Source organism: Pseudomonas sp. NPDC087626 (assembly GCF_044743405.1).
In the GTDB taxonomy this organism is placed as follows: Bacteria; Pseudomonadota; Gammaproteobacteria; order Pseudomonadales; family Pseudomonadaceae; genus Aquipseudomonas.
Map to the genome: position 1 here is coordinate 130445 of NZ_JBIUWJ010000014.1, position 12170 is coordinate 142614.

Sequence of the window (12170 nt, forward strand, 5' to 3'; positions counted from 1 at the left end):
GGTAAATTCTCCGACGGCGAAATTACAGCCGAGATCAATGAAAATGTCCGCGGTAAAGACGTCTTCATTATTCAGCCGACTTGCGCTCCGACCAACGATAATCTGATGGAACTGGTAGTGATGGCCGACGCCTTCCGCCGCTCCTCAGCCACTCGAATCACTGCGGTGATCCCCTACTTTGGTTATGCCCGTCAGGATCGCCGTCCGCGTTCCGCACGTGTAGCTATCAGCGCGAAAGTTGTTGCTGACATGCTTACCGTAGTCGGCATCGATCGTGTTCTCACGGTTGATTTGCATGCTGACCAGATCCAGGGGTTCTTCGATATTCCGGTAGATAACATCTACGGCTCCCCTGTATTGGTGGATGACATCGAAGACCAACGCTTCGAAAACCTGATGATCGTGTCCCCGGACATTGGCGGCGTCGTGCGTGCACGTGCCGTTGCCAAATCCCTGGGCGTGGATCTCGGGATTATCGATAAGCGCCGTGAGAAAGCTAATCACTCTGAAGTGATGCATATCATCGGTGATGTCGAAGGGCGTACCTGCATCCTGGTTGACGACATGGTCGATACCGCCGGCACCCTGTGCCACGCGGCTAAAGCCTTGAAAGAGCATGGCGCTGCCAAAGTCTTTGCCTACTGCACACACCCTGTGCTGTCGGGTCGGGCTATCGAGAACATTGAAAATTCCGTGCTGGACGAGCTGGTGGTGACCAACACCATCCCGCTGTCCGCTGCAGCACAAGCCTGTGCACGTATCCGTCAACTGGATATCGCACCGGTTGTTGCCGAAGCGGTTCGCCGCATCAGCAATGAAGAATCGATCAGCGCGATGTTCCGTTAAGGGCCCTGCCCTTCGGACTTCTCGATGACGAAAAGCGCCCCGCCCCGGCATACCTGTCGGGGCGGGGCTTTTTTGCCCATATCGCCTTTAGCGCTGGTCGCAAACGCTGGGGCGAATGTGGTTATTTTGGAGATACAACATGAACGATTTTACTCTGAATGCTGAAGCGCGTTCCGACCTGGGGAAAGGTGCGAGCCGCCGCCTGCGTCGTCTCGCAAGCCTGGTTCCAGCTGTAGTTTACGGTGGCGAAAAAGCCCCTGAATCCATCAGCATGCTGGCCAAAGAAGTTGCCAAACTGCTCGAAAACGAAGCGGCCTACAGCCACATCATCGAGCTGAACGTTGGCGGCACCAAGCAAAACGTAATCATCAAAGCTCTGCAACGTCACCCGGCCAAAGGCCACGTGATGCACGCTGACTTCGTACGCGTTGTTGCTGGTCAGAAACTGACCGCTATCGTTCCTGTGCACTTCATCAACGAAGCTGCTCCAGTGAAGAAAGGCGGCGAGATCTCGCACGTTGTTGCAGAAATCGAAGTTTCCTGCCTGCCAAAAGACCTGCCTGAATTCATCGAAGTTGACCTGGCTAACGCCGAAGTCGGCTCGATCATTCACCTGTCCGACATCAGCGCTCCTAAAGGCGTTGAATTTGTTGCTCTGGCTCACGGTAACGACCTGGCTGTTGCCAACGTTCACGCTCCACGTGTTGCTCCAGAAGCTGCAGAAGGCGCTGCAGAGTAATTTACTCTGTACGCCGGAGTGACCGAGTAACATCGCGGGCTGGAACGTAGCGAGAAAGCGGGCGGAACGCGGAGTTTACATCATGGTAAATGAGCACTTTTCGTCCACTTTCGCCGCACATCTCCATGGCTGCGATGTTACTAACCACTCCAAGGAAGGGCCCCTGACGTGACTGCCATAAAACTGATCGTTGGCCTGGGAAATCCAGGCGCCGAATACGAACAGACCCGGCATAACGCAGGGGCCCTTTTTGTTGAGCGCATCGCGCACGCGCAAGGGGTCAACCTTGTCGCCGATCGCAAATATTTCGGCCTGACCGGGCGCTACTCGCACCAGGGTCAGGATGTTCGCCTGCTGATTCCCACCACGTACATGAACCGCAGCGGCCAGGCCGTAGCGGCCCTTGCAGGTTTCTTCCGCATCAAGCCTGAAGAAATTCTCGTGGCGCATGACGAACTCGACCTGCCTCCCGGCGTTGCCAAGCTCAAGCAAGGCGGCGGCCATGGCGGTCACAACGGGTTGCGCGACATCATCGCGCAACTGGGCAATCAGAATACGTTCTACCGCCTGCGGCTTGGCATTGGCCACCCGGGCGTCGCCAGTATGGTTTCAAATTTCGTCCTGGGTCGTGCGCCACGCGCCGAACAGGAAAAACTCGATGCCAGCATCGACTTTGCCCTCGGCGTGCTGCCGGATATCCTCGCCGGAGACTGGAACCGCGCGATGAAAAACCTGCACAGCCAGAAGGCCTGACTTTTACCCGAGGGGAAACACCATGGGATTCAATTGCGGCATCGTCGGCCTGCCTAACGTCGGCAAGTCCACCCTGTTCAACGCCCTGACCAAGTCCGGTATCGCGGCCGAGAACTTCCCCTTCTGCACCATCGAGCCGAACAGCGGTATCGTGCCGATGCCGGATCCACGCCTGGACGCCCTGGCGGCCATCGTCAATCCAAAGCGCATCCTGCCGACCACCATGGAATTCGTCGACATCGCTGGCCTGGTAGCCGGCGCTTCGAAAGGTGAAGGCCTGGGCAACAAGTTCCTGGCCAACATCCGCGAAACCGATGCTATCGCCCACGTAGTCCGCTGCTTTGAAGACGACAACGTGATTCACGTCTCCAACAGCGTCGACCCGAAACGCGACATCGAGATCATCGACCTGGAACTGATCTTCGCCGACCTCGACAGCTGCGAGAAGCAACTGCAGAAAGTCGCGCGCAACGCCAAGGGTGGTGACAAGGACGCCGTGGTCCAGAAGGGTCTGCTGGAGCAACTGATCGCCCACTTCACCGAAGGCAAACCGGCGCGCAGCCTGATGAAGAACATGAGCACCGACGAAAAAGCGGTGATCAAGGGCTTCCACCTGCTGACCACCAAGCCGGTGATGTACATCGCCAACGTCGCCGAAGACGGCTTCGAGAACAACCCGTTGCTCGACGTGGTGATGGCCATCGCCGAAGAAGAAGGCGCCATCGTTGTCCCGGTGTGCAACAAGATCGAAGCGGAAATCGCCGAGCTCGATGACGGCGAAGAGAAAGACATGTTCCTCGAGGCCCTCGGCCTGGAAGAGCCTGGCCTGAACCGTGTGATCCGTGCCGGCTACGAGATGCTGCACCTGCAGACCTACTTCACCGCCGGTGTCGAAGAAGTCCGCGCCTGGACCGTACGCGTCGGCGCCACCGCCCCGCAAGCTGCTGGCGTGATCCACACCGACTTCGAAAAAGGCTTCATCCGCGCCGAAGTCATCGCCTACAACGACTTCATCCAGTTCAAGGGTGAAGCCGGTGCCAAGGAAGCCGGTAAATGGCGCCTGGAAGGCAAGGACTACATCGTCAAAGACGGCGACGTGATGCACTTCCGCTTCAACGTGTAAGCCACACGCCAAAGCAAAAAGCCGCGTTTGATACGCGGCTTTTTTGTGCCTGTTTTTTTTGCCACACCACACTCCCCTATGGGAGCGAATCGGACGGCGCAGTGAACCAGGCCTGCCGCGTCACCGTTGGCGACCATCGCGAGCAAGCTCGCTCCCACAGGGATTCGGAGTGCTCGCAAGTCCCGCATGCAGCCACAAACCTGTGTAGGAGCGAGCTTGCTCGCGATGGTGGCGGATCAGGCACCATCGATGCTGAATGTTCAGCCTCCGTGGCGCCCACAGGAATATTTTTCGGCTCAGGCCTTTTTGGTGCGTGGCAGGAAGATCGCCAACACCCCGAGCAGCGGCAGGAACGAGCACAGGTAATACACGTACTCGATGCCGTGGATGTCCGCCAGGTAGCCCAGCAGCGCCGCACCAATCCCGCCAAAACCGAACATCAGGCCGAAGAACACCCCAGCGATCATTCCGACATTGCCCGGCACCAATTCCTGCGCATAGACCACGATGGCGGAGAAGGCCGAGGCCAGGATGAAGCCGATCACCACGCTGAGGACGCTGGTCCAGAACAGGTCGACATGGGGCAGCAGCAAGGTGAACGGCGCTACACCCAGGATCGAGAACCAGATCACCGCCTTACGGCCGATCTTGTCGCCGATCGGCCCACCGAAAAAGGTCCCCGCCGCCACCGCGCCGAGAAACAGGAACAGGTGCAACTGGGAGCTGGCCACCGACAGGTCGAACTTCTCGATCAGGTAGAAGGTGAAGTAGCTGGTCAGGCTGGACATGTAGAAGTACTTGGAGAACACCAGCAGGCCAAGCACCACCAGCGCACTGAGTACCCTGCCCTTCGACAGCCCGTGGGTCGCCGCCTGGCCTTGCTTGAGCTTGAACAGGCTCAAGTGGTTGGCGTACCAGCGGCTGATGCGGTACAGCACCAGCAGGGCGAACACGGCGAACAGACCGAACCAGGCCACATTGCCCTGGCCGAACGGAATGATGATTGCAGCGGCCAGCAAGGGGCCGAATGCCGAGCCGGCGTTACCGCCCACCTGGAAGGTCGACTGCGCCAGGCCAAAGCGTCCACCAGAGGCCAGCCGTGCCACTCGCGAGGCTTCCGGGTGAAAGGTCGAGGAGCCGATACCGATCAACCCCGCCGCCAGCAGGATCAAGGGGAAGCTGCCGACCTGGGACATCATCAGGATGCCGATCAGGGTGCAGATCATGCCCAGCGGCAGCAGATAAGGCTTGGGGTGACGGTCAGTGTAGTAGCCGACCCAGGGCTGGAGCAGCGAGGCAGTGAGCTGGAAGGTCAAGGTGATCAGGCCGACTTGAGTGAACGTCAGCCCGTAGTTCTCCTTGAGCATCGGATAGATCGACGGCAGCACCGCCTGGATCAGGTCGTTGATCAAATGCGCCAGCGCCACCGCGCCGATGATGCGCATGACCAAGGGGCTACTTTGCGCCGCAGGGGCGGCCACTTGAGGATTACTGGTTGCCATGAAAGTTTCCAAACAGCAGATGGGTGCGCAAGTGCAGGTGCGCCAATGTGCCATTTTTCAGTGCGGCAACGCCATCCCCTTAGCCTGCTAACGACTTGAAACAATCCACCTATGGGATGATTTGCCCGGGAGCGAAGCAGAAAAACCGGGGTTTTTCCGCGGTCGGAGGATAAGCGGTTGAAAGCGTAGAGAAATATTTTTGATTTATGCTTGACACATCGTCGTTCCAAGCCAATAATGCGCGCCACTTGGCTACATAGCTCAGTTGGTTAGAGCATAGCATTCATAATGCTGGGGTCCGGGGTTCAAGTCCCTGTGTAGCCACCAAGTACTAAAAACGGCTTACCGCAAGGTAGGCCGTTTTTTTATGCCTGGAGAAAAGTGCCACCCCGCCGACATCCGCCCCGACGTTGCAGCTGGCGTCTGCCGCCGATACAGTCGCCCACTCTATTTCCCCACGGACGGAGTGCCCTCGTGTTCCCAGCCTTCCCTACACGCCGCTTGCGCCTTGGCGCCCTGTCGCTGCTCGCCACCGCACTGACTCTCGCCGCCTGTAGCGCGCCACCCGCCTCGACCACCGTCAGCACCCTGCCCGCAGCGCCGGAAATGGCCTCGGGCTTTCGCACCGACCTGAGCACCCAATACGCCAGCAAACACATGGCGGCAGCGGCCAACCCACTCGCCGCTGCCGCCGGGCGGGAGATGCTGCGCCAGGGTGGCTCGGCCATCGACGCCGCTATCGCCATGCAGGCAGTGTTGACCCTGGTAGAACCCCAGTCCTCGGGGATTGGCGGCGGCGCCATGATCGTGCTGTGGGACGGCAAGGCCGTGCGCACCTACGATGGCCGTGAAACCGCACCGGCGGGTGCCAACGAACGCTTGTTCCTGCAGGCTGATGGCAAGCCCATGCCGTTTCCGCAGGCGCAGATCGGTGGGCGTTCCGTCGGCACGCCGGGGGTCTTGCGCGCACTGGAGATGGCGCATCGCGAACACGGGCGCCTGCCATGGGCCAGGCTGTTCGAGCCGGCCATCGAGCTGGCGCAAAAGGGCTTTGCGATCTCGCCACGCTTGCACACGATGATTGCCTCCGATCCGTTCTTGCCGCGCTCCCCCGACATGGCCGGGTATTTCCTCAACCGCGATGGCAGCCCGAAAGCCGTCGGTACCCTGCTGCAAAACCCGGCCCTGGCCAAGGTCCTCGAGCGCATTGCCAAGGAAGGTCCGGACGCCCTGTATCAGGGGCCGATTGCCGAGGAAATCGTGACCAAGGTCCAGGGCCACGCCAACCCCGGCAGCCTGTCGCTCAACGACCTCAAGGGCTACCGGGCCAAGGAGCGCGCCGCGCTGTGCAGCGACTACAAGCGCTGGCAGGTCTGCGGTATGCCGCCGCCCTCCTCTGGCGGGATCGCCGTGGCGCAGATCCTCGGCACCTTGCAAGCCCTGGAAGGCCGCGACAGCCGTTTTGCCCTGGCGCCCCTCAGGCCGATCAAGAACGAGCGTCCGGCCGGCCTTGAACCCGCTCCTGAGGCCGTGCACCTGATTGCCGAAGCTGAACGCCTGGCCTACGCCGACCGGGCCCTGTACATCGCCGACTCGGACTTCGTGCCGGTGCCGCTGGCCGGCCTCCTCTCCCCTGCTTATCTCGACAGCCGCGCCGCCTTGATCGGCGAGCGCAGCATGGGCACCGCCAAGCCGGGCACACCGGCGGGTATCCAGGTAGCGTACGCGGCGGATCGTTCGCCGCTGCGCATCTCGACCTCCCAGGTGGTGGCGGTCGATGACTTGGGTGGGGCGGTGTCGATGACCACCACCGTGGAAGCTGCCTTCGGCTCGCACCTGATGGTGCAGGGCTTCATGCTCAACAACCAGATGACCGACTTCTCGTTCATCGCCGAAGAACATGGCCAGCCAGTGGCCAACCGGGTCGAGCCGGGCAAACGCCCGCGTTCATCCATGGCGCCGACGTTGGTCTTCGACCGCCAGAGCGGCGAACTGCTGGCCACCGTGGGTTCGCCCGGCGGCTCGCAAATCATCGAATACGTCGCCAAGTCAGTGATCGGCATGCTCGACTGGCAACTCGACCCGCAAGCCGCCATCAGCCTGCCCAACTTCGGCAGCCGCAACGGCCCCACCGAACTGGAACGCGGCCAGTTCAGCCCGGCGCTGATCCAGGCGCTCAAGGACAAGGGGCATACGGTAAACGAGATCGACATGACCAGCGGCACCCAGGCCATCATTCGCGTCCGCGACGCGCAGGGCAAGGCTGCCTGGGCCGGTGGCGCCGATCCACGGCGTGAAGGTGCAGCGCTAGGGGATTGATCGGAAAACGGCACACAAACTGCCCTTCGCGGCAGTGGCGAGCGCGCTTGCTCGCCACTGCCCGCCGTCTACGCCGCTATACGCAAATGCACCAAGGCCAGCCGGCGGCCCTCGGGGTCCTGGCGTTCTTCAATGGCAAACGGGGTAAACCCCAGTTTGGGGTAGAGCAACAACCCGGCCACGTTAGTGTTGAAACACGACAGCGTCACCTCCCTGGCCTGGTGCCGGGTGCGGGCAATTGTGATCATCTGTTCGATCAATTGCGCACCGATCCCCTTGCCCCGCACCTCAGGGTCGACGATCACGTTGCCGATGGTGCAGGTGCCCGCCGTTGCCCATTGATAGAAATTGGCAAAACCGACCACCACACCGTCCAGCTCGATCACTGTGGAGTCCGAACGTTTGTCGATCGAACCCTGTAATTGTTGGTCGGTCAGCGGCCAGGTCGCGGCCGGGAAAAAGAAAAACTGTTCTTCCTGATTGCGCGCAAAACCACGGATTCGCGGAATATCCTGGGCTTCTACCGCTCTGAAAGTGATGGTCATGGGTGGGGGCTCCTTGTCCCTTTTTTCAACGATTGGCAACCAGATGGGCGCCAAACAATAGGTAGCAACTACCGGCAAAACGATCCAGCCACTGCCGCGAGCGACCATAAGCCTGGGCAACCCTTCGGCTGGCAAACAACAGCGCCACGCTGCAGTACCAACTGAAGGACAACGTAGCCATGGTCAGCACTGCCAGCGCCAGCAGCATCGGCGGTGGCGAAGCCGGCATCGAGGTAGCGAATATCGTGGCGACGAACAGCGCGGACTTGGGGTTGGTCATGTTACCCAGGAAACCCAGGCGATAGGCGCTGAACAAACTGCGCTGCGCCTGCCCCAGGCCCTCACTGGCGCCCAGCTCCAGCGCTGGCTTGCGCTTGAACTGTTTGAGCCCCAGATAGATCAGGTAGGCCCCTCCGGCAATCTTGAACGCCAGGTACAAGGTCGGGGCCGCCGTGAACAGCGATTTGATTCCCAGGCCACCGGCCAGGCCCCACAACACCGTACCCGTCGCGACTCCCATGGCGGCCACGACGCCATGGCGGCGCGAACAACTGGCGGCCAGTTGCGCCGTGGTGAAAAAATTCGGCCCCGGGGTAATCACCGCCACGGTCCAGAGCAACGCAAGCGATAACAGGGGCGCGACGTAGGTCAGGGGTTGGACATCCATTTGTCAGTCACCTGTGTGATCGGTGGAATAGGGTTTTTACTCGACCTTGAGCCCATCAGGCAACCGGTTATCCGGCTGACAGCCCACCCGCACCTGGGATACCGTGGGAACCAGTGCCAACCCCATGAATGATGACTGCCCATGAGCAAGCCAAGACTCCTCACCGACTGGTTCCATCGCGCCCCCCAAAGTGCTGGGCTGGAGCGAATCGAGGCGTATTTTTCGGGGCACGGCTATGACCTTCACCGGCACGACACCTACGCCATCGGCCATACCCTGGCCGGGGTCCAGAGTTTTCAGTATCGCGGCGGTTGGCGCCACAGCCTGCCCGGCAGCACCATGGTGCTGCACCCGGACGAAGCCCACGATGGCGAGGCCGGTACCGAAGAAGGCTTCAAGTACCGGATGCTCTACGTCGAGCCAGCGCTGATCCAGCAGATGCTCGGTGGCCAGCCACTGCCATTCATCAAGACGGGGATCAGCAATGATCCACGCCTGTTCGCCGCCACCGGAGCGCTGCTGCAAAGCCTCGATCGCCCGCTCGACGCGCTGGAGCAGCAGGATGCCCTGTTTGACCTGGCCCAGGCCCTGCACGTCGTTTCCGGCGCCTGCGCGCGGCGTCAGCGCTTCGATTATGTGGCGGCGGAGCGCGCACGCGAGTTCATGCACAGTGCTCTCGATCAGCCGGTGACCCTCGACCAACTGGCCGAGCACAGCGGGCGCGACCGCTGGAGCCTGTCACGGGACTTTCGCTTGTTGTTCGGCACCAGCCCCTACCGCTATCTGACCATGCGCCGCCTGGACCTGGTGCGCGCGCTGCTGATGCAGGGCGAGTCGCTGAGCAACGCCGCGCTGATCGCCGGCTTCAGCGATCAAAGCCACATGACTCGGCAATTCGGCAAGGCCTATGGCCTGTCACCCGCGCGCTGGATGAACATGCACCGCGCCTGAGCGCCGCACAATCGTGCAAGAGTCTGCTGCAGGTCCCGGCTACCCTGGGTTCGCCATCAACCTTCAGGAGCCGTGCCATGCCGTCCCATCAAAGCCTCAACCTCGCCAGCAAACTGCAACAGATCACCGAGCACTGGTCGCCACGGGTGATTGCCGAAATGAACGACTACCAGTTCAAAGTGGTGAAACTGCTGGGGGACTTCATCTGGCATGATCACCAGGACACCGACGAAACCTTCATCGTCCTCGACGGCCAGTTGCGCATCGACTTTCGCGATGGCCAGGTACTGGTGCGCAAAGGCGAAATGTACGTGGTGCCCAAGGGCGTCGAGCACAAGCCCTATGCCGAGCAGGAAGTCAGCCTGATGCTGATCGAACCCCGCGGCGTACTCAATACTGGCGAGGCCGGTGGTTCGCGCACGGCGCAAAATGATCAGTGGATCTGAAGCACGACGCCGCTAAACGCTGAATAAGGAGATTCAATGCACGCCTTCCCCATCCTCGACACCCCGCGCTTGCACCTGCGTGAGATCCAGATGGACGACGCGCCGCAATTACTGGCGATTCATGGCGACGCACAGGCCATGAAGTGGTTCGGGATCGACCCCCTGACCGAGCTGGCCCAGGCCGAGGAACTGGTCGAGACCTTTGCGGCTTGGCGCACCCACGCCAACCCCGGTACCCGCTGGGGCCTGCAGCTCAAGGGCGAGGACCGGCTGATCGGCAATTGTGGCCTGTTCAAATGGAATCGTGGTTGGCAGAGCTGCTCCCTGGGCTTCGCCCTGCTGCCCTCGGCCTGGGGCAACGGACTGATGGGCGAAGCACTGGAGGCGGTGCTGGCCTGGGGCTTCACACACATGCAACTGAACCGTGTGGAGGCCCTGGTCCATCCACGCAACCAAGCCTGCCTGAGCCTGCTCGAACGCCAGGGATTCAGCCAGGAAGGACGGTTGCGCGAGGCCGGATTCTGGTCTGGCAGGCACTGCGATTTACTGATGCTGTCACGCTTGCGCAGCGATCGCTGCAGCCCTCAAGTGGCGAGCTGATTGGCGAACTGCCCGACCGCGCTGACCACTTTCTGCGCACCGTCCTGGATCTCGACAATCACCGTGCCCGCCTCTGCCGCCAGCGCCAAGCCTTGCTCAGCCTGGAGTTTGCCGTCGGTCATCAGCACCACCGCATCGCGCACCATGTCCTGGTTCTGACGCACCACCCCGACGATTTCGTCGGTGGCTTTACTGGTACGCGAAGCCAACTGCCGGACTTCGTCCGCGACCACGGCAAACCCACGGCCCTGCTCGCCAGCGCGGGCGGCTTCAATGGCCGCGTTAAGCGCCAGCAGGTTGGTCTGCTCGGCAATGCCGCTGATGGTCTTGACGATGCTGCCGATCACCAGTGACTGCTCGTTGAGTGCCTCGATACCTTCTCCGGCCTGCTGCATGTGACGGGCCAGCTCACGCATCACATCGACCGCCTGGGTCACCACCGCCGTGCCGCGTTGTGCGCTGCTGTCGGTCTGCAACGAGGTGGTATAAGCGATGTTCGCCGCCTCGGCGACCGCCTGTTCCTGCTTGACCTGGTCGGTGATGACGGTGGCAAATTTCACTACCTTGTACAGTTTTTCGTTGGCATCGCGCACCGGGTTGTAGGACGCTTCCAGCCAGACCGTCCGCCCGTGACCATCGACCCGTTTGAAGCGGTCGGCGACGAATTCACCGGCATTCAAGCGCCGCCAGAACTCCTGGTAGCCAGCACTCTGGTATTCCTGCGGTTCACAAAACAGGCGATGGTGCTGGCCCTTGATTTGCGCCAGGGTGTAGCCCATGCCGCTGAGGAATCGCTCGTTGGCCATCAGTACATGGCCGCCCAGGTCGAACTCGATCACCGCGGTGGAACGCACGAGTGCGCCGATCAGGTTCTCGTGCTCACGGGAGGCTTCGATGGTGCGAGTCAGGTCGCTGGCATAAATCGCAATGTGCCTGACGCGCCCATCCTGGCCACGCACTGGTTGGGAGATCGAGCGCAACCAGGCTTCTTCACCGCTGCCGCGCAGCAAACGCAGGGCACCGGCGAAGTGCTCGCCACGGGTCAAGGCATGGCGAAAGCGTTGGTGAAATTCGTCGCTCTTGACGTGCGGCGGAACTATATCGTCGATCGGCCGGCCAATCAGTTCGTTGCCCTTGTAGCCCATTTGCTCGGCGAAATTGTGGTTGATCGCTTGCACTCGACCATCCGGGTCCAGAGTGAGCACCAGCATCTCGCTGTCCAGGCTTTCCTTCACTTGTTGAAGGCTGGAGAGTTCCTCGCGCAGAGCCGACAGCTCCTGCTTCAAGCGTTTGTTGAACATGGGGGACACCAAAGGGCCGAGTTGAGTGCATCGCTGTGCCTAGCCATCGGCTTTGCGCGGATTTTCTGAAGAGCCAGGCCGGCTTGTCCGACAAAAATACTCGGCGATTGCCCCTCGCCCCTGGTTGGCGGCCCTATGTTGGCATTGGTATCTATACAACTGTGGTGCGACCAGGATGTTGGATTCGACCGAGTACATATCCATTTCTTCGGTAACGGCCTCCTATGGTTCCGCCTGACGGCGGCTCACTTTTGAACAGCGCAAAAGTAAGCAAAACGCTCATCCCCACCACTCGGCACCTCGCTTGGGCTCGGTGTGCCCTCACTCCGGCTTGAATCCGTGGGCCGCCGCCACGCGCCATCCATGGCGCGGGGCGGC

12 protein-coding genes and 1 tRNA gene are annotated in these 12170 nt (G+C 61.0%); 9 read left to right on the top strand and 4 right to left on the bottom strand.

The window, feature by feature from the left end; all coding sequences use genetic code 11:
* From ACIOVD_RS14410 to ychF, 4 genes are all read left to right on the top strand, one after another.
* Positions 1–846 (top strand): ribose-phosphate pyrophosphokinase (locus tag ACIOVD_RS14410; RefSeq protein WP_401128504.1); only part of this gene is annotated, 846 nt, incomplete at its 5' end.
* Between the two features lie 139 nt (positions 847–985).
* Positions 986–1585 (top strand): 50S ribosomal protein L25/general stress protein Ctc, encoded by a 600-nt coding sequence (locus ACIOVD_RS14415; RefSeq protein WP_095169010.1) that lies wholly within the window; start codon positions 986–988, stop codon positions 1583–1585.
* A gap of 168 nt (positions 1586–1753) precedes the next feature.
* Positions 1754–2338 carry an aminoacyl-tRNA hydrolase gene (gene pth / locus ACIOVD_RS14420; protein WP_401128507.1) on the top strand — a complete coding sequence of 195 codons (585 nt, stop codon included), beginning with the start codon at positions 1754–1756 and terminating at the stop codon, positions 2336–2338.
* 22 nt (positions 2339–2360) lie between these two features.
* The gene (gene ychF, locus ACIOVD_RS14425) at positions 2361–3461 is read left to right on the top strand and encodes a redox-regulated ATPase YchF (protein ID WP_095169012.1); all 1101 of its coding nucleotides are present in this window, start codon (positions 2361–2363) and stop codon (positions 3459–3461) included.
* Between the two features lie 296 nt (positions 3462–3757).
* Here the strand turns inward: ychF and ACIOVD_RS14430 are convergent, their stop codons facing one another.
* The gene (locus ACIOVD_RS14430) at positions 3758–4963 is read right to left on the bottom strand and encodes an MFS transporter (protein ID WP_095169016.1); all 1206 of its coding nucleotides are present in this window, start codon (positions 4961–4963) and stop codon (positions 3758–3760) included.
* 250 nt (positions 4964–5213) lie between these two features.
* On the opposite strand from ACIOVD_RS14430, the gene ACIOVD_RS14435 reads away from it, so the two are divergent.
* Together ACIOVD_RS14435 and ggt are read left to right on the top strand one after the other, a co-directional pair.
* Positions 5214–5290 (top strand) — tRNA-Met (locus tag ACIOVD_RS14435).
* 147 nt (positions 5291–5437) lie between these two features.
* On the top strand, positions 5438–7282 hold the full coding sequence (ggt, locus tag ACIOVD_RS14440; protein WP_401128510.1) for a gamma-glutamyltransferase: 1845 nt from the start codon (positions 5438–5440) through the stop codon (positions 7280–7282).
* 68 nt (positions 7283–7350) lie between these two features.
* On the opposite strand, the gene ACIOVD_RS14445 is transcribed toward ggt, so the two are convergent.
* Positions 7351–7827: a GNAT family N-acetyltransferase gene (locus ACIOVD_RS14445; protein ID WP_401128513.1), complete on the bottom strand. Its 477-nt coding sequence runs from the start codon at positions 7825–7827 to the stop codon at positions 7351–7353.
* A gap of 25 nt (positions 7828–7852) precedes the next feature.
* Positions 7853–8494: a LysE family translocator gene (locus tag ACIOVD_RS14450; protein ID WP_159997963.1), complete on the bottom strand. Its 642-nt coding sequence runs from the start codon at positions 8492–8494 to the stop codon at positions 7853–7855.
* A gap of 141 nt (positions 8495–8635) precedes the next feature.
* Between ACIOVD_RS14450 and ACIOVD_RS14455 the strand changes: the two genes are divergently transcribed.
* The 3 genes from ACIOVD_RS14455 to ACIOVD_RS14465 all read left to right on the top strand — a co-directional run bounded on the left by ACIOVD_RS14455 (position 8636) and on the right by ACIOVD_RS14465 (position 10491).
* The gene (locus tag ACIOVD_RS14455; protein WP_095169020.1) at positions 8636–9445 is read left to right on the top strand and encodes an AraC family transcriptional regulator; all 810 of its coding nucleotides are present in this window, start codon (positions 8636–8638) and stop codon (positions 9443–9445) included.
* 77 nt (positions 9446–9522) lie between these two features.
* The gene (locus ACIOVD_RS14460) at positions 9523–9891 is read left to right on the top strand and encodes a cupin domain-containing protein (protein WP_095169021.1); all 369 of its coding nucleotides are present in this window, start codon (positions 9523–9525) and stop codon (positions 9889–9891) included.
* A 36-nt stretch (positions 9892–9927) separates the two neighbouring features.
* Complete coding sequence (locus tag ACIOVD_RS14465; protein WP_159997967.1) at positions 9928–10491, top strand: GNAT family N-acetyltransferase; 564 nt, start codon at positions 9928–9930, stop codon at positions 10489–10491.
* Here ACIOVD_RS14465 and ACIOVD_RS14470 read toward each other — a convergent pair.
* Positions 10476–11792, bottom strand: a complete 1317-nt coding sequence (locus ACIOVD_RS14470) for a methyl-accepting chemotaxis protein (RefSeq protein ID WP_401128518.1) — start codon at positions 11790–11792, stop codon at positions 10476–10478. The genes ACIOVD_RS14465 and ACIOVD_RS14470 overlap by 16 nt on opposite strands.
* Positions 11793–12170: the final 378 nt, after the last annotated feature.

Bases quoted from the DNA above. Each gene is read 5' to 3' on its own strand.
- ACIOVD_RS14450 (WP_159997963.1), bottom strand. From the start codon at position 8,494: ATGGATGTCCAACCCCTGACCTACGTCGCGCCCCTGTTATCGCTTGCG.
- ACIOVD_RS14470 (WP_401128518.1), bottom strand. From the start codon at position 11,792: ATGTTCAACAAACGCTTGAAGCAGGAGCTGTCGGCTCTGCGCGAGGAA.
- ACIOVD_RS14430 (WP_095169016.1), bottom strand. From the start codon at position 4,963: ATGGCAACCAGTAATCCTCAAGTGGCCGCCCCTGCGGCGCAAAGTAGC.
- ACIOVD_RS14460 (WP_095169021.1), top strand. From the start codon at position 9,523: ATGCCGTCCCATCAAAGCCTCAACCTCGCCAGCAAACTGCAACAGATC.
- ACIOVD_RS14445 (WP_401128513.1), bottom strand. From the start codon at position 7,827: ATGACCATCACTTTCAGAGCGGTAGAAGCCCAGGATATTCCGCGAATC.
- ACIOVD_RS14455 (WP_095169020.1), top strand. From the start codon at position 8,636: ATGAGCAAGCCAAGACTCCTCACCGACTGGTTCCATCGCGCCCCCCAA.
- ACIOVD_RS14465 (WP_159997967.1), top strand. From the start codon at position 9,928: ATGCACGCCTTCCCCATCCTCGACACCCCGCGCTTGCACCTGCGTGAG.
- ACIOVD_RS14415 (WP_095169010.1), top strand. From the start codon at position 986: ATGAACGATTTTACTCTGAATGCTGAAGCGCGTTCCGACCTGGGGAAA.
- ychF (WP_095169012.1), top strand. From the start codon at position 2,361: ATGGGATTCAATTGCGGCATCGTCGGCCTGCCTAACGTCGGCAAGTCC.